We start from the raw sequence: 16,437 nt of genomic DNA, 5'->3' as shown, positions 1-16,437 counted from the left end.
CTGACGCGCCGGACGGAGTGGACCGCATGAATGAACTGATGAAGATCCTCGGCCAGACCGGCCAGGCCATGACCTTCGATCAGATCCGCATCTCGATCGCCTCCCCGGAGCAGATCCGCTCCTGGTCCTATGGCGAGATCAAGAAGCCGGAGACGATCAACTACCGCACCTTCAAGCCGGAGCGGGACGGGCTGTTCTGCGCCCGCATCTTCGGGCCGATCAAGGACTACGAGTGCCTCTGCGGCAAGTACAAGCGGATGAAGTTCCGCGGCATCATCTGCGAGAAGTGCGGCGTGGAAGTCACGCTCGCCAAGGTCCGGCGCGAGCGCATGGGCCATATCGAACTGGCGTCGCCGGTCGCGCATATCTGGTTCATGAAGTCGCTCCCGAGCCGCGTTGGCCTGATGGTCGATATGAGCCTGAAGGAGCTGGAGAAGGTCCTCTACTTCGAGAGCTATGTGGTTCTTGAGCCGGGCCTGACCGATCTGAAGCTCCACCAGCTTCTCACCGAGGACCAGTACCAGAACAAGCAGGACGAGTTCGGCGAGGACGCCTTCAGCGTCGGCATCGGTGCCGAGGCGGTGAAGCAGATGCTCGCCGCCATCGACCTCGACAAGGAAGCGACGCGGCTGCGCACGGAGCTGAAGGAGACGACCTCCGAAGCCAAGCGCAAGAAGCTGGTGAAGCGCCTCAAGATGCTGGAGAGCTTCGCCGAGGGTGGCGCGCGTCCGGAGTGGATGATCCTGGACGTGGTGCCGGTGATCCCGCCGGAGCTGCGCCCGCTGGTGCCGCTGGATGGCGGCCGCTTCGCGACCTCCGACCTCAACGACCTGTATCGCCGCGTCATCAACCGCAACAACCGCCTGAAGCGGCTGATCGAGCTGCGCGCGCCTGACATCATCGTGCGCAACGAGAAGCGCATGCTGCAGGAAGCCGTCGACGCGCTGTTCGACAATGGCCGCCGCGGCCGCGCGATCACGGGCGCCAACAAGCGTCCGCTGAAGTCGCTGTCCGACATGCTGAAGGGCAAGCAGGGGCGGTTCCGCCAGAACCTGCTCGGCAAGCGCGTCGACTATTCCGGCCGTTCGGTCATCGTGGTGGGCCCGGAGCTGAAGCTCCACCAGTGCGGCCTGCCGAAGAAGATGGCGCTGGAGCTGTTCAAGCCCTTCATCTACTCGAAGCTCGAGAAGTACGGCCACGCCACCACCATCAAGGCCGCGAAGCGGATGGTGGAGAAGGAGCGGCCGGAGGTGTGGGACATCCTCGAGGAGGTGATCCGCGAGCACCCGGTCCTGCTGAACCGCGCGCCGACGCTGCACCGCCTGGGCATCCAGGCCTTCGAGCCGACGTTGGTCGAGGGCAAGGCGATCCAGCTGCATCCGCTGGTCTGCACCGCCTTCAACGCGGACTTCGACGGCGACCAGATGGCGGTTCACGTGCCGCTGTCGCTGGAAGCGCAGCTCGAAGCGCGCGTGCTGATGATGTCCACCAACAACATCCTCAGCCCCGCCAACGGCAAGCCGATCATCGTGCCGAGCCAGGACATCGTGCTCGGCCTCTACTACCTCAGCCTCGAGACGCCGGAATACCGCGCGGCCGATGAGAAGGCCGCCCCGGCCTTCGCCACGATCGGCGAGATCGAGCAGGCGCTGGCCGCGGGCTACATCAACCTGCACACCAAGATCCGTGCCCGCCGCAAGGCCGCGGACAAGGACGGCAAGGTGGTGACGGAACGGGTGGTGACCACGCCCGGCCGCATGTTCATGGGCGCGCTGCTGCCGCTGAGCGCCGCGGTGCCCTATTCGCTGCTGAACCGCCAGCTGACCAAGAAGACGATCTCCGACGTCATCGACGCCGTCTATCGTCATTGCGGCCAGAAGGAGAGCGTGATCTTCGCCGACCGGCTGATGGGTCTCGGCTTCCGCCATGCGGCGAAGGCGGGCATCAGCTTCGGCAAGGACGACATGGTCATGCCGGACAACAAGTATACGTTGATCGGCAACACCAAGGACCAGGTGAAGGAGTTCGAGCAGCAGTACCTCGACGGCCTCATCACCGCCGGCGAGCGCTACAACAAGGTGGTCGACGCCTGGTCGCGCTGCACGGAAGAAGTGGCGCAGGCCATGATGAAGGAGATCCAGAAGCAGGAGATCGGCAAGCCCGCCAACTCCGTCTGGATGATGTCGCATTCCGGCGCGCGCGGCTCGCCCGCCCAGATGCGCCAGCTCGCCGGCATGCGTGGCCTGATGGCCAAGCCCTCGGGCGAGATCATCGAGCAGCCGATCATCAACTGCTTCAAGGAAGGCCTCACGGTTCTCGAGTACTTCAACTCCACCCACGGCGCCCGGAAGGGCCTGGCGGATACGGCGCTGAAGACCGCGAACTCCGGGTACCTGACCCGCCGCCTGGTGGACGTCGCGCAGGATTGCATCATCGTCGAGGATGATTGCGGCACCGAGCGTGGCATCACCGTGCGCGCCGTGATGGATGGCGGCGAGGTCGTCTCCTCGCTCTCCGAACGGATCCTCGGCCGGACCACGCAGGAAGACGTCATCGACCCGGCCGACGGCAAGGTCCTGGTGAAGAACAACATCCTGATCGAGGAGCCGGAAGCCGAGCTCATCGAGAAGGCGGGCGTGGAGGCGGTGAAGATCCGCTCCGTGCTGACCTGCGATGCGCGCGTCGGCGTCTGCGGCCATTGCTATGGCCGTGACCTCGCCCGCGGCACGCCGGTCAACACCGGTGAGGCTGTCGGCGTCATTGCCGCGCAGTCGATCGGTGAGCCCGGTACGCAGCTGACCATGCGTACCTTCCACATCGGCGGTGCCGCGCAGCGTGGCGCGGAACAGTCGGCGGTGGAGGCGATCGCGGACGGCACGGTGAAGTTCCTGAACCGCGTGGTCGTGACCACCAGCGCCAACGCGACCATTGTCATGGCCCGCAACTGCGAAGCCCTGCTGATGGATGCCAATGGGCGCGAGCGCGGCCGTAGCCGCGTGCCCTATGGCGCCAAGCTGCTGGTCGAGGAGGGCGCCGTGGTCGCCCGTGGCCAGAAGCTGGCGGAGTGGGACCCCTTCACCCTGCCGATCATCACCGAGAAGAACGGCAAGGTGGAGTTCGCCGACCTGATCGAGAACGTCACCCTCATGGACCGCATGGACGAAGTGACGGGCCTGTCGTTCAAGGAGGTCGTCGAATACAAGTCGGTCGGCCGTGGTGCGGATCTCCGCCCGCGACTCATCTTGCGCGATGGCCAGGGCAATGTCGTGAAGCGCGACAATGGCGCGGAAGCGATCACCGTCCTGCCGCCGGGCTCGATCCTCTCGGTCGACAATGGCAAGGAAGTCAGCATCGGCGACGTCATCGCGCGCATGCCGCGCGAATCGTCGAAGACGCGCGACATCACCGGCGGTCTGCCGCGGGTGGCGGAGTTGTTCGAGGCACGGCGCCCGAAGGACGCGGCGATCATCGCCGATGTCGATGGCCGGGTCGAGTTCGGCAAGGACTACAAGGCCAAGCGCCGCATCCTGGTGGTGCCTGAACAGCTGGGCGATGAGCCGGTGACGCCGCGCGAATACCTGGTGCCGAAGGGCAAGCACGTCTCCGTCCAGGAAGGCGACTATGTGAAGGCCGGCGACCCGCTGGTGGACGGCCCGCGCGTGCCGCATGACATCCTGCGCGTGCTGGGTGTCGAGGCGCTGGCGAACTACCTGGTGAACGAGATCCAGGACGTCTATCGACTGCAGGGCGTGAAGATCAACGACAAGCACATCGAGGTCATCGTTCGCCAGATGCTGCAGAAGGTCGAGATCCTGGATCCGGGCGACACGACCTACCTGATCGGCGAGACGGTGGAGCGAATCGAGTTCGAGATCGAGAACGAGAAGCGCATCGCCGCCAAGGAACGCCCCGCGCGCGCCGAGCCGGTGCTGCAGGGCATCACCAAGGCCTCGCTGCAGACGACCTCCTTCATCTCGGCGGCCTCCTTCCAGGAGACGACTCGGGTGCTGACGGAGGCCGCGACGGCGGGCAAGGTCGACAACCTGATGGGCCTGAAGGAAAACGTCATCGTCGGGCGCCTGATCCCGGCGGGGACGGGCTCCGTCATGAACAAGCTGCGCGCCGTGGCGGCGCAGCGCGACCGCGGCCGCATCCCGACCAGCCCGGCACCCCTGCCGGGGCCGGCGCGGGCCGCGGAATAGGCTTCAGGGGGCTTTCACGGCCCTCTCACGCCACGATCCCGACCCATCCCCTGGGGGATGGGCCGGGCCGGCGGTGTGGAACGTCGGCGCGGCCCCTGTTGGCGGCGCCGATCCCCGGGAAGCTTCCGGGGGGAAGTTCCACTTCGCTTGACTCAACAGGATGCGGCGAATATATCGCCGGTCCTTGGTCGGGGTCGGTGCACATGCATCGCACGGCCAGGCTGTAATTTTGGTCCACAGCGATGCGTCGCCGGCGCCGCCGTCCCGAAGTCCGGGAAGGCTGAGGCCGGTGGCAGGACGGTAGCCCGCAGGATGCGCAATTGCGCGTTCACGCGGGCCAACGTGCTTGGCAGCGTTGTGGCGAGACGGGACGGGCACGAAGGGGCGTCATGCCGACGATCAACCAGCTCATCGCCACGGGGCGAGAGCCCATTGCGAAGCGGAACAAGGTTCCGGCCCTGGCGGGCAGCCCTCAGAAGCGGGGCGTCTGCACGCGCGTCTATACGACGACGCCGAAGAAGCCGAACTCCGCTCTCCGTAAGGTCGCCAAGGTGCGCCTGACAAACGGCCATGAGGTCGTGAGCTACATCCCCGGCGAGGGGCACAACCTGCAGGAGCACTCGGTGGTGCTGATCCGGGGTGGTCGCGTGAAGGACCTTCCCGGCGTGCGCTACCACATCCTGCGCGGCGTGTTGGATACGCAGGGCCTGCCGAAGCGGCGCAAGCGGCGCTCGCTCTACGGCGCCAAGCGGCCGAAGTGAGGATCTGAGATATGTCGCGCCGCCATAGCGCTACGAAGCGTGAGGTCCTCCCGGACCCCAAGTTTGGTGACCTCGTCCTCAGCCGTTTCATGAACGTGCTGATGTACGACGGCAAGAAGAGCACGGCAGAGGGCATTGTCTATGCCGCCATGGACACGCTGAAGCGCCGCGGGGGTCCGAACAGCGACCCGCTGCGCGTGTTCCATGAGGCGATGGACAATGTGAAGCCCGCCGTCGAGGTCCGCAGCCGCCGCGTTGGTGGCGCGACCTACCAGGTGCCCGTCGAAGTGCGCCCGGAACGGCGCCAGGCGCTGGCCATCCGGTGGCTGATCGACAGCGCGCGCAAGCGCGGCGAGCACACGATGGAAGACCGCCTCTCGGCGGAGCTGATGGACGCGGCCAACAATCGTGGGTCTGCCGTCAAGAAGCGCGAAGACACGCACCGGATGGCAGAGGCCAACAAGGCCTTCAGCCACTACCGCTGGTAAACACGACCCGATCCTGAGGACCTGAAGCAATGGCCAAGGCGAAATTCGAGCGGAACAAGCCGCACTGCAACATCGGCACGATCGGGCATGTGGACCATGGCAAGACGTCGCTGACGGCGGCGATCACCAAGGTTCTGGCGAAGACGGGTGGTGCGACCTTCACGGCGTATGACCAGATCGACAAGGCGCCGGAGGAGAAGGCGCGCGGGATCACGATCTCGACGGCGCATGTCGAGTACGAGACGACGAACCGGCACTACGCGCATGTCGACTGCCCCGGCCACGCCGACTACGTGAAGAACATGATCACGGGCGCGGCGCAGATGGACGGCGCGATCCTGGTGGTGTCGGCGGCCGACGGCCCGATGCCGCAGACGCGTGAGCACATCCTGCTGGCGCGCCAGGTCGGCGTTCCGGCGCTGGTGGTGTTCCTGAACAAGATGGACCTGGCCGATCCGGACCTGGTGGAGCTGGTGGAGATGGAGGTGCGCGAGCTGCTCTCCTCCTACAAGTTCCCGGGCGACGACATCCCTATCATCAAGGGCTCGGCGGTCGCGGCGCTGGAAGACAAGACGCCCGAGATCGGCGAGAAGGCGATCCTGGAGCTGATGGCGGCGGTGGACAGCTACATCCCGCAGCCGGAGCGTCCGGTGGACCTGCCGTTCCTGATGCCGATCGAGGACGTGTTCTCGATTTCCGGCCGCGGGACGGTGGTGACGGGCCGCGTTGAGCGCGGGATCGTCAAGGTCGGCGAGGAAGTGGAGATCATCGGCCTGAAGGACACCGTGAAGACGGTGGTGACGGGCGTGGAGATGTTCCGCAAGCTGCTGGACAGCGGGCAGGCGGGCGACAACATCGGCGCGCTGCTGCGCGGCACGAAGCGTGAGGATGTGGAGCGCGGGCAGGTGCTGGCGAAGCCCGGCTCGATCACGCCGCACACCGGCTTCAAGGCCGAGGCGTACATCCTGACGAAGGAAGAGGGTGGCCGCCACACGCCGTTCTTCACGAACTACCGCCCGCAGTTCTACTTCCGGACGACGGACGTGACCGGGATCGTGAAGCTGCCGGAGGGCGTCGAGATGGTGATGCCGGGCGACAACATCACGATGGATGTGGAGCTGATCGCGCCGATCGCGATGGACCAGGGCCTGCGCTTCGCGATCCGCGAAGGCGGCCGGACCGTCGGCGCCGGCGTCGTCGCCCAGATCGTCAAGTAAGCGGCGACGCGAAGGGATACGGGCCAGAGCGCCATGGACAGCCAGAACATCCGCATTCGCCTCAAGGCGTTCGATCACCGCGTGCTCGATGGCAGCACGCGGGAGATCGTCAACACGGCCAAGCGGACGGGTGCGCGGGTGCGCGGGCCCATCCCGCTGCCGACGCAGATCGAGCGTTTCACCGTCAACCGTTCGCCGCACGTCGACAAGAAGTCGCGCGAGCAGTTCGAGATCCGCACGCACCGTCGCCTGCTCGACATCGTCGACCCCACTCCGCAGACCGTGGACGCGCTGATGAAGCTCGACCTCGCCTCCGGCGTGGACGTCGAGATCAAGCTCTGAGCGGCGGGAGAGGATAGTACCATGCCCGCCCAAGTGGGTCGCACCGGGCTGATCGCCCGCAAGCTGGGGATGACCCGGCTGTTCAATGAGGACGGCTCGACCGTCCCCGTCACTGTCCTGCACCTCGATGAGGTGCGGGTGATCGCGCAGCGCACGGCCGAGAAGGATGGCTACGTCGCCCTCCAGGTCGGTATCGGCCGCGCGAAGCCGAAGAACGTGACGAAGCCCCAGAAGGGCCATTTCGCGAAGGCTGGCGTCGAGGCGCCGCGCAAGACCGTCGAGTTCCGCGTCGCTGACGACGCGGTGCTGGCGCCTGGCGCGAAGCTCTCGGTCGAGCATTTCGTGAAGGGCCAGAAGGTCGACGTCACCGGCGTGACGAAGGGCAAGGGTTTTGCCGGCGCCATGAAGCGCTGGAACTTCTCGGGCCTCGAAGCCTCTCACGGCGTGTCGATCAGCCACCGTTCGCACGGCTCCACCGGCAACCGCCAGGATCCGGGCAAGACCTTCAAGAACAAGAAGATGGCCGGCCATCTCGGCGTTGAGCGCGTGACCACCCAGAACCTGGTGGTCGCGGGCCACGATGCGGAGCGCGGCCTGCTGCTGGTCAAGGGCGCGATCCCGGGTGCCACGGGCAGCTACGTGCTGGTGAAGGACGCTGTGAAGCGCGCCCGCCACGCCGACGCGCCGTACCCCGCTGGTCTGGCGGCCGAAGCCGGGGCGCAGGGGTAAGATCATGGCGATCCAGGTTCCCGTCATCACGCTCGACAACGCCCCCGCGGGCGAGATCGAGCTGCCGGAGGCGCTGTTCGGCGCCGCGCCGCGCGCCGACATCATGGCCCGTGTGGTCCACTGGCAGCTGGCCAAGCGCCGCGCCGGCACCCACAAGGCCAAGGGCATGGGCGAGGTCTCCGGCACGACCAAGAAGCCCTACCGCCAGAAGGGCACGGGCAATGCCCGTCAGGGCTCTCTGCGTGCGCCGCAGTACCGCAAGGGTGGTGTCGTGCACGGCCCCGTGGTGCGCAGCCACGAATACAGCCTGAACAAGAAGGTCCGTCGCCTCGGCCTGATCAGCGCGCTCTCCGCCAAGCAGGCGGCCGGCAAGCTGGTGGTGCTCGACGCCGCCGCGGCCGGTGAGGGTGCGAAGACCGCGGCGCTTGCCGCCCAGCTGAAGAAGCTTGGCTGGACCAGCGCCCTGGTGGTGGATGCGACGGTGGATGAGGGTTTCGCCCGCATCACCCGCAACATCCCGAAGGTGCAGGTGATGCCGACGGTCGGCGCCAATGTGTACGACATCCTGAACCATGACGTGCTCGCGGTGACGCGCGCCGGCGTGGAGGCCCTGTCGGCGCGCCTGAACGGCTCGGACAAGGAGTCCGCCGAATGAGCGAGACCGCAACCAAGCCGCGCGGCGTCCAGCTGTCGGCGGAGCGCGTCTACCAGGTCATCCTGTCGCCGGTGGTGACGGAGAAGGCGACGCGCCTGAACGAGGCCAGCCAGGTCACCTTCAAGGTGACGACGGATGCGACCAAGCCCGAGATCAAGGCGGCGGTCGAGAAGCTGTTCAACGTCAAGGTCGAGGCGGTGAACACGCTGGTCATGAAGGGCAAGACCAAGCGGTTCCGCGGCCGTCCCGGCCAGCGTTCCGATTGGAAGAAGGCGGTGGTGACGCTCCAGGCGGGCCAGACCATCGACCTCACGACGGGGCTTGCGTGACGCCATGGCATTGAAGAATTTCAACCCGGTCACTCCGTCACTGCGCGGCACGGTCCTGGTGGACCGTTCCGACCTGTGGAAGGGCAAGCCGGTCAAGGGCCTGACCGAAGGCAAGTCGCACTCCGGCGGCCGCAACAACCTGGGCCGCACGACGGTCCGGTTCCGGGGCGGTGGACACAAGCAGTCCTACCGCATCGTGGACTTCAAGCGCCGGAAGTTCGACGTCCCCGCGACGGTCGAGCGCCTGGAATACGACCCCAACCGGTCGGCCTGGATCGCGCTGCTGAAGTATGCGGATGGCGAGCTGTCCTACATCATCGCGCCGCAGCGCCTGAAGGCGGGCGACCAGGTGATTGCCGCCGAGAAGGCGGACATCAAGCCGGGCAACGCGATGCCGTTGGCCAACATCCCCGTGGGCACGATCGTGCATTGCGTGGAACTGAAGCCGGGCGCCGGTGCCAAGGTCGGCCGTTCCGCTGGCACCTATTGCCAGCTGGTCGGCAAGGATGCGGGCTACGCGCAGGTCAAGCTGATGTCCGGGGAGCTCCGCCTGGTGCGCTCCGAGTGCATGGCGACGATCGGTGCGGTGTCCAACCCGGACAACAGCAACCAGCAGATCGGCAAGGCCGGCCGCACGCGGTGGATGGGCTTCCGCCCGCATGTCCGCGGCGTCGTGATGAACCCGGTCGACCACCCGCATGGTGGTGGTGAAGGCCGGACCTCCGGCGGTCGCCACCCGGTCACCCCGTGGGGCAAGCCCACCAAGGGTGCCAAGACCCGCAACAACAAGCGCACGGACCGGCTCATCGTCCGGCGCCGTAACGCGACGAAGGGCTGATCGGCGATGTCGCGCAGCGTCTGGAAGGGGCCGTTCGTTGACGGCTACCTGCTCAACAAGGCAGAGGCGGCCCGTGGTTCGGGGCGGAACGAGATCATCAAGATCTGGTCCCGCCGCAGCACGATCCTGCCGCAGTTCGTCGGCCTGACCTTCGGCGTCTACAACGGGAAGAAGTTCATCCCGGTGCAGGTGAACGAGAACATGGTGGGCCACAAGTTCGGCGAATTCTCGCCGACGCGGACCTTCACCGGCCATTCGGCCGACAAGAAGGCCAAGCGGGGCTGACATGAGCAAGCCGAAGCACGAACGCGGTCTCGAGGAGACCGAGGCGCAGGCGATCACGAAGAACATTCGTGTCAGCCCGCGCAAGCTGAACCTGGTGGCGGGGCTGATCCGCGGCCGCACGGCGCAGGACGCCGTCGCGACGCTGATCTTCTCCAAGCGCCGGATCGCGCAGACCGTCCGCAAGACGCTGGAAAGCGCCATCGCGAACGCCGAGAACAACCACAGCCTGGATGTCGACCGCCTGGTCGTCACCAAGGCCGAGGTCGGGCGCGCCGTGGTGATGAAGCGCTTCCACGCCCGCGGTCGCGGTCGTTCGGCGCGCGTCGAGAAGTGGTTCAGCCATCTCAAGATCGTGGTGGCCGAGCAGACGGTGCAGGCGCCGGCGGCACAGCAGGAGGCCGCGTAACATGGGTCACAAAGTCAATCCGATCGGGCTCCGGCTCGGCATCAACCGCACCTGGGACAGCCGCTGGTTCGCCAGCGCTGACTATGCGCGGATGCTGCATGAGGACCTGAAGCTCCGGAAGACGCTGCGCGACCGCCTGAAGGGCGCCGGCGTTTCCCGCGTGGTAATTGAGCGTCCGGCCAAGAAGCCCCGCGTGACGATCCATGCCGCCCGCCCGGGCGTCGTGATCGGCAAGAAGGGCGCGGACATCGAGAACCTGCGCAAGGACCTGGCGAAGATGGCCGGGGCCGAGGTGTCCCTGAACATCGTCGAGATCCGTAAGCCGGAAATCGACAGCACGCTGGTGGCGGAAAGCATCGCGCAGCAGCTGGAGCGCCGCGTGGCGTTCCGCCGCGCGATGAAGCGCGCCGTGCAGTCTGCCATGCGCCTCGGCGCTGGCGGCATCCGCATCAACTGCTCCGGCCGTCTGGGCGGGGCGGAGATCGCGCGCATGGAATGGTACCGCGAGGGCCGCGTGCCCCTGCATACCCTCCGCGCCGATATCGATTTCGGTACCGCGACGGCGAAGACCACCTATGGCACCTGCGGTGTGAAGGTGTGGATCTTCAAGGGCGAGGTGATGGCCCATGATCCGATGGCGCAGGACAAGCGCGCCGCGGAACAGGCCCCGCAGCGCTGAGGAATGATGTGACATGCTGCAGCCGAAGCGGACTACTTATCGAAAGGCCCATAAGGGCCGCATCAAGGGCGTCGCCAAGGGTGGCTTCACGCTGACCTTCGGCGGTTTCGGCCTGAAGGCGCTGGAGCCCGAGCGGGTGACGGCGCGCCAGATCGAGGCGGCTCGTCGTGCGATCACTCGCGCGATGAAGCGCCAGGGGCGCGTGTGGATCCGGATCTTCCCGGATGTGCCCGTCTCCACGAAGCCGGCCGAAGTCCGAATGGGCTCCGGCAAGGGCGCGCCTGAGTATTGGGTGGCACGGGTGAAGCCGGGCCGCATCATGTTCGAGCTGGACGGCGTCTCCAACGACATCGCGCGCGAGGCTCTCGCTCTCGGTGCCGCCAAGCTGCCGATCAAGACGAAGATCGTGACGCGCCTCGGCGCTTCGCCGGCGGAGGCCTGAGATGGCTGAGACCAAGATCGCGGACGTCCGGGCGAAGACCCCGGACGAGCTGCAGGATATGCTGGTTGGCCTTCGGAAGGAGCAGTTCAACCTGCGCTTCCAGCGGGCGACCGGCCAGCTCGAGGCGACGGGCCGCATCAAGCAGGTGCGGCGTGACATCGCGCGGGTGAAGACGATCATGGCCGAGCGCTCCCGCGCTGCGGCGAAACAAGCTTAAGGGGGCCGGACGATGCCGAGGCGCGTCCTCACGGGCCGGGTGGTCAGCGACAAGACCGACAAGACGGTGACCGTCCTTGTCGAGCGTCGCGTGATGCATCCGCTCTACAAGAAGTTCATCCGGCGCTCGAAGAAGTATGCCGCGCATGACGAAGCCAACCTGTGCAAGGAAGGCGACGTGGTGTCGATCGAGGAGTGCCGCCCGATCAGCAAGACCAAGACCTGGCTGGTTGTCGTGCGCAACGGCGCTGCCGTCGAACGGCCGGAGGGCTTCTCCGCCCCCGTCGTCGCGGACTCGCCGGCGACGCAGTCGGCAGCGGTCTGAGGCCGGGAGCAGGACATGATCCAGGTCGAATCCAACCTCGACGTCGCCGACAATTCCGGTGCGCGCCGCGTCCAGTGCATCAAGGTGCTGGGCGGGTCGAAGCGGAAGACGGCGTCCGTCGGCGACGTGATCGTCGTTTCCATCAAGGAAGCGATCCCGCGCGCCAAGGTGAAGAAGGGTGAGGTGCATCGCGCCGTCATCGTCCGCACGTCCTATCCCGTGCGGCGTATCGACGGTTCCGCGATCCGCTTCGACAACAACGCCGCCGTGCTGATCAACAAGCAGGGCGAGCCGATCGGCACCCGCATCTTCGGACCGGTCGTGCGCGAATTGCGCGGCAAGAAGTTCATGAAGATCATCTCGCTGGCGCCGGAGGTCCTGTAAGGCCATGGCCGCTAAGATCAAGAAGGGCGACCGGGTCCAGGTTCTGGCCGGTCGCGACAAGGGCAAGCGCGGGGACGTCATCCGCGTGGTGCCCGAGGAAAACCGCGCCTTTGTGCAGGGCGTGAACATGGTGAAGCGCCACACCAAGCCGCAGGGCATGGGCAAGCCGGGCGGCATCGTCGAGAAGGAGGGTCCGATCGACCTTTCCAATCTGGCGCTGATCGACCCGAGCTCCGACAAGCCCGCGCGGGTGGGGTTCAAGGTGCTTGAGGATGGCCGCAAGGTTCGCGTGGCCAAGCCCTCCGGCGAGGTGATCGACCGATGAGCGACTCGAAGAAGGGCGGCAAGGCTTCCAAGCCCGCCGCGAAGAAGCCCGCCGCTGGCGCGGCGGCCAAGGGCGAGCAGCGGGTTGCCCCCGCGGCGGCCGCGGCCGTCGCGAAGGCCGGCCCTGCCGCTGCCTCCCCGGCTGAGCTGCCGCGCCTGCGGAAGTTCTACGACGAGGTGGTGATCAAGCGCCTGTCCGACGAATTCGGCTACGCGAACGCGATGCAGGTCCCGAAGCTGGAGAAGATCGTCATCAACATGGGCGTCGGCGAAGCCGCCGGCGACCAGAAGAAGCTTGATGCCGCCGTATCCGACCTGATGGCGATCGCCGGCCAGAAGCCGGTGAAGACCAAGGCCCGCAAGGCCATCGCGGGGTTCAAGATCCGCGAAGGCCAGGCGATCGGCTGCAAGGTCACGCTGCGCAAGGCGCGGATGTACGAGTTCCTGGACCGCCTGGTGACGATCGCGCTGCCGCGCGTGCGTGACTTCCGCGGCCTGCCGGGCAATAAGGGCTTCGACGGCCGTGGCAACTTCGCCATGGGCCTGAAGGAGCAGATCGTGTTCCCCGAGATCAACTACGACAAGGTGGACACGGTCCGCGGCATGGACATCCAGTTCGTGACGACCGCGAAGACCGATAAGGAAGCGAAGGCCCTGCTCAAGGCTTTCGAGCTTCCTTTCGCCAACTGATTTTGGAAAACCGCTGGGCGTGGCCCAGCAGGTTCCGGAGGGTTTAAGACGGCATGGCCAAGACCTCGTCTGTCGAGAAGAACAAGCGTCGTGAGAAGCTGTCGAAGCTGCACGCCGGGAAGCGCGCTGCCCTCAAGGGCATCGTGATGGACCGGACGCTGCCGGTGGAAGACCGCTTCGAGGCGACGCTGAAGCTCGCGCAGCTCCCCCGCAACGGTGCGAAGAACCGTGTTCGCCTGCGTTGCGAGCTGACCGGTCGTCCCCGCGGCAACTACCGCAAATTCAAGCTTTGCCGGAACCAGCTCCGGGAGATGGCCAACACCGGCCAGATCCCCGGCCTGGTCAAGGCGAGCTGGTAAGGAGGGCCGCGAATGTCGCTGTCCGATCCGCTGGGTGACCTGCTCACCCGCATCCGCAATGCGCAGAGCGCGCGGCAGAGCCGCTGCGTTGCGCCTGCCTCCAAGCTGCGTGAGAACGTGCTCGAGGTCCTGAAGCGCGAGGGTTACATTCGCAGCTGGTCGACCGAACAGGTCCGCGCCGGCGTGAAGGTGATCAGCATCGAGCTGAAGTACTCGGAGGGCGAGCCCGCCATCAAGGAGATCGCTCGCGTCTCCAAGCCTGGCCGGCGCGTCTATTCGAAGATCGCGGAGCTGCCGAAGTTCTACTCCGGCCTCGGCATCTCGATCCTGTCCACGCCGAAGGGCGTGATGAGCGACAATGAGGCTCGCAGCGCCAATGTTGGCGGCGAAGTCCTCTGCCGCGTGTTCTGACGGGAGGGAAAGCATGTCTCGCGTCGGAAAATACCCGGTTCCCGTTCCTGCTGGCGTCCAGGTGGCGCTGCAGGGCCGTACCGTCGTCGCCAAGGGCAAGAATGGCGAGCTGAAGCTCGACCTGACGGATGAGGTGGATGTGTCCATCGATGCCGGCACGGTCGCGGTGGCGCCGCGTGGTGGGGACCGTCGGGCCCGCACCATGTGGGGCACGACCCGCAGCCTGATCCAGAGCATGGTGACGGGCGTCTCCACCGGCTTCACCAAGAACATGGAGATCACCGGTACTGGCTATCGTGCCGCTGTGCAGGGCAAGGACCTGGTCCTCGCGCTCGGCTACAGCCACGAGATCAAGTACGCGATCCCCACGGGCATCAAGATCACCTGCGAGAAGCCGACTTCCATCAAGGTGGAAGGCGCTGACAAGCGCCAGGTCGGTCAGGTTGCGGCGGAGATCCGCGCGTATCGTGGCCCCGAGCCCTATAAGGGCAAGGGCGTGCGGTACACGGACGAGGTGATCCTCCGGAAGGAGGGTAAGAAGAAGTAATGGCCGACAAGAAGCTCGCACTGACGGAGCGCCGCCGTTCGCGGCTGCGCTACCAGCTCAAGCAGAAGTCCGGTGGCCGTCCGCGGCTGTCCGTGTTCCGCTCCGGCAAGCACATCTACGCCCAGGTGATCGACGACAAGCAGGGCCGCACCGTGGCCGCCGCTTCGTCCATCGAGAAGCCGATGCGGGAAGGGCTGAAGACCGGCGCCGACAAGGATGCGGCGACGGCGGTCGGCAAGCTGGTGGCGGAGCGTGCGCTCGCCGCTGGCGTGACCGAGGTGGTGTTCGACCGTGGGCCCTATATCTACCACGGCCGCGTCAAGGCGCTCGCGGAGGCTGCCCGCGAGGGCGGCCTGTCGTTCTGAGGAGTTCGGGTATGGCACGGGAACCGCGGAGCGGCGGCGAAGGTGGCGGCGAGGGTGATCGCCGTCGTGGCCGGGGTCGGGATCGCAACAACGACAACCGGCAGGAACGGCAGGACGGCGACGAGCTGAAGGACAAGCTGGTCACCATCAACCGCGTGGCCAAGGTGGTGAAGGGCGGTCGTCGCTTCAGCTTCGCCGCGCTGGTTGTGGTTGGCGACCAGAAGGGCCGCGTCGGTTGGGGCGCCGGCAAGGCGCGCGAGGTGCCGGAGGCGATCCGCAAGGCGACGGAGCGTGCCAAGCGTGGCATGATCCGCGTGCCGATGCGCGAGGGCCGCACCCTGCATCACGACCAGGTCGGTGAGTTCGGCGCGGGTCGCGTGATCCTGCGGGCGGCGCCGGCCGGTACCGGCATCATCGCCGGCGGTCCGATGCGCGCGGTGTTCGAGACGTTGGGCATGGGCGACGTTGTCGCGAAGTGCACCGGCACCACGAACCCGCATAACATGGTCAAGGCGACTTTCGCGGCGCTGGGCAAGTGCACCAGCCCGCGGGCAGTCGCGGCGCGGCGTGGCAAGAAGGTCTCCGACCTGCTTGGCCCGCGCAAGGACGCGGCGGCCGATGGCGCCGCGGCGGAGGGTGCCAATGTCTGACGAGAAGAAGACCGTGAAGGTGATCCAGACCGGGTCGCCGATCGGTCGCAAGCCGGGTCAGCGGGAGACGCTGATCGGGCTCGGGCTGAACAAGATCCGTCGGTCGAGCGAGCTTGAGGATACCCCCGCGGTTCGCGGGATGATCCGCAAGGTCGCGCACCTGGTGAAGGTGGAGGGCTGATCCGATGAAGCTGAACGAGATCCGCGACAACGAGGGCGCTCGCCCGAAGTTCAAGCGCGTCGGCCGCGGCATCGGCTCCGGCAAGGGCAAGACCTCTGGCCGTGGCGTCAAGGGTCAGAAGGCGCGCACCGGCGTGCGGCTGAATGGGTTCGAGGGCGGTCAGCTCCCGATCTATCGCCGCCTTCCGAAGCGCGGCTTCACCAACATCTTCCGCAAGGTCTATGCGCCGCTCAACCTGGGCTCGCTGGACAAGGCAATTGCCGATGGCCGCCTGCCGGCCGAGGGCGCGATCGACGAGGCGATGCTGCAGGCTGCCGGCGTGGTTCGCTCCTCGCCGAAGTTTGCCGGCGTTCGCCTCCTCGGCACCGGTGAGATCACCCGCGCCGTGACGATCACCGTCTCCGGTGCCTCCGCCGCCGCGCTCGCGGCGATCGAGGCCGCAGGCGGCAAGGTGACTGTCCTTGGCGCCGAGGCGGCGGCCGAAGGCTGAGCCTGACATGGCCCGGCGCGCGCCGTCCGGCGTTGCGGCGGGTGTCATGCGGCCCTTGAACCCGAACGGGTGGGGCCGCACATTGATGGGGGTTGCGCAACGGCGTCCCGGGTCTGCCTCAG

25 protein-coding genes are annotated in these 16,437 nt (G+C 66.6%); all 25 read left to right on the top strand.

Going from position 1 to position 16,437, the window contains the following annotated elements; all coding sequences use genetic code 11:
- Window positions 1-26 precede the first annotated feature (26 nt).
- Window positions 27-4,202: a DNA-directed RNA polymerase subunit beta' gene (rpoC, locus tag BM041_RS17100; RefSeq protein WP_092961086.1), complete on the top strand. Its 4,176-nt coding sequence runs from the start codon at window positions 27-29 to the stop codon at window positions 4,200-4,202.
- A gap of 389 nt (window positions 4,203-4,591) precedes the next feature.
- A complete protein-coding gene (gene rpsL / locus BM041_RS17095; protein WP_092961085.1) occupies window positions 4,592-4,963 on the top strand; it encodes a 30S ribosomal protein S12 in 372 nt (123 codons plus the stop codon).
- A gap of 11 nt (window positions 4,964-4,974) precedes the next feature.
- The gene (rpsG, locus tag BM041_RS17090; RefSeq protein WP_092961084.1) at window positions 4,975-5,451 is read left to right on the top strand and encodes a 30S ribosomal protein S7; all 477 of its coding nucleotides are present in this window, start codon (window positions 4,975-4,977) and stop codon (window positions 5,449-5,451) included.
- Between the two features lie 29 nt (window positions 5,452-5,480).
- Window positions 5,481-6,668 (top strand): elongation factor Tu, encoded by a 1,188-nt coding sequence (gene tuf, locus BM041_RS17085; RefSeq protein WP_092961083.1) that lies wholly within the window; start codon window positions 5,481-5,483, stop codon window positions 6,666-6,668.
- A 33-nt stretch (window positions 6,669-6,701) separates the two neighbouring features.
- Entirely contained in the window at window positions 6,702-7,010 is a 309-nt protein-coding gene (rpsJ, locus tag BM041_RS17080) for a 30S ribosomal protein S10 (protein WP_092961082.1), read from the top strand.
- 21 nt (window positions 7,011-7,031) lie between these two features.
- A complete protein-coding gene (gene rplC / locus BM041_RS17075) occupies window positions 7,032-7,739 on the top strand; it encodes a 50S ribosomal protein L3 (protein WP_092961081.1) in 708 nt (235 codons plus the stop codon).
- Window positions 7,740-7,749: 10 nt separating this feature from the next.
- Window positions 7,750-8,394: a 50S ribosomal protein L4 gene (rplD, locus tag BM041_RS17070; RefSeq protein ID WP_092961200.1), complete on the top strand. Its 645-nt coding sequence runs from the start codon at window positions 7,750-7,752 to the stop codon at window positions 8,392-8,394.
- Entirely contained in the window at window positions 8,391-8,723 is a 333-nt protein-coding gene (locus BM041_RS17065; RefSeq protein WP_092961080.1) for a 50S ribosomal protein L23, read from the top strand. The genes rplD and BM041_RS17065 overlap by 4 nt, the downstream gene beginning before the upstream one ends.
- Before the next feature lie 4 nt (window positions 8,724-8,727).
- Complete coding sequence (gene rplB / locus BM041_RS17060; RefSeq protein ID WP_092961079.1) at window positions 8,728-9,561, top strand: 50S ribosomal protein L2; 834 nt, start codon at window positions 8,728-8,730, stop codon at window positions 9,559-9,561.
- Window positions 9,562-9,567: 6 nt separating this feature from the next.
- Entirely contained in the window at window positions 9,568-9,846 is a 279-nt protein-coding gene (gene rpsS, locus BM041_RS17055; protein ID WP_092961078.1) for a 30S ribosomal protein S19, read from the top strand.
- Between the two features lies 1 nt (window position 9,847).
- Window positions 9,848-10,252, top strand: coding sequence for a 50S ribosomal protein L22 (gene rplV, locus BM041_RS17050; RefSeq protein WP_092961077.1), 405 nt, complete (start codon window positions 9,848-9,850; stop codon window positions 10,250-10,252).
- 1 nt (window position 10,253) lies between these two features.
- Entirely contained in the window at window positions 10,254-10,931 is a 678-nt protein-coding gene (gene rpsC / locus BM041_RS17045) for a 30S ribosomal protein S3 (RefSeq protein ID WP_092961076.1), read from the top strand.
- A 13-nt stretch (window positions 10,932-10,944) separates the two neighbouring features.
- On the top strand, window positions 10,945-11,373 hold the full coding sequence (rplP, locus tag BM041_RS17040; RefSeq protein ID WP_092961075.1) for a 50S ribosomal protein L16: 429 nt from the start codon (window positions 10,945-10,947) through the stop codon (window positions 11,371-11,373).
- Window position 11,374: 1 nt separating this feature from the next.
- Window positions 11,375-11,590 (top strand): 50S ribosomal protein L29, encoded by a 216-nt coding sequence (gene rpmC, locus BM041_RS17035; RefSeq protein WP_092961074.1) that lies wholly within the window; start codon window positions 11,375-11,377, stop codon window positions 11,588-11,590.
- A 12-nt stretch (window positions 11,591-11,602) separates the two neighbouring features.
- Entirely contained in the window at window positions 11,603-11,914 is a 312-nt protein-coding gene (gene rpsQ / locus BM041_RS17030; RefSeq protein ID WP_092961073.1) for a 30S ribosomal protein S17, read from the top strand.
- Between the two features lie 15 nt (window positions 11,915-11,929).
- The gene (gene rplN / locus BM041_RS17025) at window positions 11,930-12,298 is read left to right on the top strand and encodes a 50S ribosomal protein L14 (RefSeq protein WP_092961072.1); all 369 of its coding nucleotides are present in this window, start codon (window positions 11,930-11,932) and stop codon (window positions 12,296-12,298) included.
- Between the two features lie 4 nt (window positions 12,299-12,302).
- Window positions 12,303-12,623, top strand: a complete 321-nt coding sequence (gene rplX / locus BM041_RS17020; protein ID WP_092961071.1) for a 50S ribosomal protein L24 — start codon at window positions 12,303-12,305, stop codon at window positions 12,621-12,623.
- Window positions 12,624-12,769: 146 nt separating this feature from the next.
- Window positions 12,770-13,312, top strand: a complete 543-nt coding sequence (gene rplE, locus BM041_RS17015; RefSeq protein ID WP_245762146.1) for a 50S ribosomal protein L5 — start codon at window positions 12,770-12,772, stop codon at window positions 13,310-13,312.
- Between the two features lie 53 nt (window positions 13,313-13,365).
- Window positions 13,366-13,671, top strand: coding sequence for a 30S ribosomal protein S14 (rpsN, locus tag BM041_RS17010; RefSeq protein WP_092961069.1), 306 nt, complete (start codon window positions 13,366-13,368; stop codon window positions 13,669-13,671).
- 12 nt (window positions 13,672-13,683) lie between these two features.
- Complete coding sequence (gene rpsH / locus BM041_RS17005; RefSeq protein WP_092961068.1) at window positions 13,684-14,082, top strand: 30S ribosomal protein S8; 399 nt, start codon at window positions 13,684-13,686, stop codon at window positions 14,080-14,082.
- 13 nt (window positions 14,083-14,095) lie between these two features.
- Complete coding sequence (gene rplF, locus BM041_RS17000) at window positions 14,096-14,629, top strand: 50S ribosomal protein L6 (RefSeq protein ID WP_092961067.1); 534 nt, start codon at window positions 14,096-14,098, stop codon at window positions 14,627-14,629.
- Window positions 14,629-14,994 carry a 50S ribosomal protein L18 gene (gene rplR, locus BM041_RS16995; RefSeq protein ID WP_092961066.1) on the top strand — a complete coding sequence of 122 codons (366 nt, stop codon included), beginning with the start codon at window positions 14,629-14,631 and terminating at the stop codon, window positions 14,992-14,994. Before rplF ends, rplR begins: the two co-directional genes overlap by 1 nt.
- Window positions 14,995-15,005: 11 nt before the next feature.
- On the top strand, window positions 15,006-15,644 hold the full coding sequence (gene rpsE / locus BM041_RS16990) for a 30S ribosomal protein S5 (protein ID WP_092961065.1): 639 nt from the start codon (window positions 15,006-15,008) through the stop codon (window positions 15,642-15,644).
- Window positions 15,637-15,825 (top strand): 50S ribosomal protein L30, encoded by a 189-nt coding sequence (gene rpmD / locus BM041_RS16985; protein ID WP_092961064.1) that lies wholly within the window; start codon window positions 15,637-15,639, stop codon window positions 15,823-15,825. Before rpsE ends, rpmD begins: the two co-directional genes overlap by 8 nt.
- A 4-nt stretch (window positions 15,826-15,829) precedes the next feature.
- Complete coding sequence (gene rplO / locus BM041_RS16980) at window positions 15,830-16,315, top strand: 50S ribosomal protein L15 (protein ID WP_092961063.1); 486 nt, start codon at window positions 15,830-15,832, stop codon at window positions 16,313-16,315.
- Window positions 16,316-16,437: the final 122 nt, after the last annotated feature.

Source organism: Falsiroseomonas stagni DSM 19981 (assembly GCF_900114315.1).
Taxonomy (GTDB): Bacteria; Pseudomonadota; Alphaproteobacteria; order Acetobacterales; family Acetobacteraceae; genus Falsiroseomonas; species Falsiroseomonas stagni.
This window is presented reverse-complemented; position numbering and strand designations above follow the sequence as displayed.

Excerpts from the sequence above, each read along its gene's own strand:
- rplN (WP_092961072.1), top strand. The coding sequence starts at position 11,930 with ATGATCCAGGTCGAATCCAACCTCGACGTCGCCGACAATTCCGGTGCG.
- BM041_RS17065 (WP_092961080.1), top strand. The coding sequence starts at position 8,391 with ATGAGCGAGACCGCAACCAAGCCGCGCGGCGTCCAGCTGTCGGCGGAG.
- rplB (WP_092961079.1), top strand. The coding sequence starts at position 8,728 with ATGGCATTGAAGAATTTCAACCCGGTCACTCCGTCACTGCGCGGCACG.
- rplX (WP_092961071.1), top strand. The coding sequence starts at position 12,303 with ATGGCCGCTAAGATCAAGAAGGGCGACCGGGTCCAGGTTCTGGCCGGT.
- rpsJ (WP_092961082.1), top strand. The coding sequence starts at position 6,702 with ATGGACAGCCAGAACATCCGCATTCGCCTCAAGGCGTTCGATCACCGC.
- rpsH (WP_092961068.1), top strand. The coding sequence starts at position 13,684 with ATGTCGCTGTCCGATCCGCTGGGTGACCTGCTCACCCGCATCCGCAAT.
- rpsQ (WP_092961073.1), top strand. The coding sequence starts at position 11,603 with ATGCCGAGGCGCGTCCTCACGGGCCGGGTGGTCAGCGACAAGACCGAC.
- rpmD (WP_092961064.1), top strand. The coding sequence starts at position 15,637 with ATGTCTGACGAGAAGAAGACCGTGAAGGTGATCCAGACCGGGTCGCCG.
- rplR (WP_092961066.1), top strand. The coding sequence starts at position 14,629 with ATGGCCGACAAGAAGCTCGCACTGACGGAGCGCCGCCGTTCGCGGCTG.
- tuf (WP_092961083.1), top strand. The coding sequence starts at position 5,481 with ATGGCCAAGGCGAAATTCGAGCGGAACAAGCCGCACTGCAACATCGGC.
- rplP (WP_092961075.1), top strand. The coding sequence starts at position 10,945 with ATGCTGCAGCCGAAGCGGACTACTTATCGAAAGGCCCATAAGGGCCGC.
- rpsL (WP_092961085.1), top strand. The coding sequence starts at position 4,592 with ATGCCGACGATCAACCAGCTCATCGCCACGGGGCGAGAGCCCATTGCG.
- rpsE (WP_092961065.1), top strand. The coding sequence starts at position 15,006 with ATGGCACGGGAACCGCGGAGCGGCGGCGAAGGTGGCGGCGAGGGTGAT.
- rplF (WP_092961067.1), top strand. The coding sequence starts at position 14,096 with ATGTCTCGCGTCGGAAAATACCCGGTTCCCGTTCCTGCTGGCGTCCAG.
- rpsN (WP_092961069.1), top strand. The coding sequence starts at position 13,366 with ATGGCCAAGACCTCGTCTGTCGAGAAGAACAAGCGTCGTGAGAAGCTG.
- rplO (WP_092961063.1), top strand. The coding sequence starts at position 15,830 with ATGAAGCTGAACGAGATCCGCGACAACGAGGGCGCTCGCCCGAAGTTC.
- rpmC (WP_092961074.1), top strand. The coding sequence starts at position 11,375 with ATGGCTGAGACCAAGATCGCGGACGTCCGGGCGAAGACCCCGGACGAG.
- rpsC (WP_092961076.1), top strand. The coding sequence starts at position 10,254 with ATGGGTCACAAAGTCAATCCGATCGGGCTCCGGCTCGGCATCAACCGC.
- rplV (WP_092961077.1), top strand. The coding sequence starts at position 9,848 with ATGAGCAAGCCGAAGCACGAACGCGGTCTCGAGGAGACCGAGGCGCAG.
- rplC (WP_092961081.1), top strand. The coding sequence starts at position 7,032 with ATGCCCGCCCAAGTGGGTCGCACCGGGCTGATCGCCCGCAAGCTGGGG.
- rpsS (WP_092961078.1), top strand. The coding sequence starts at position 9,568 with ATGTCGCGCAGCGTCTGGAAGGGGCCGTTCGTTGACGGCTACCTGCTC.
- rpoC (WP_092961086.1), top strand. The coding sequence starts at position 27 with ATGAATGAACTGATGAAGATCCTCGGCCAGACCGGCCAGGCCATGACC.
- rpsG (WP_092961084.1), top strand. The coding sequence starts at position 4,975 with ATGTCGCGCCGCCATAGCGCTACGAAGCGTGAGGTCCTCCCGGACCCC.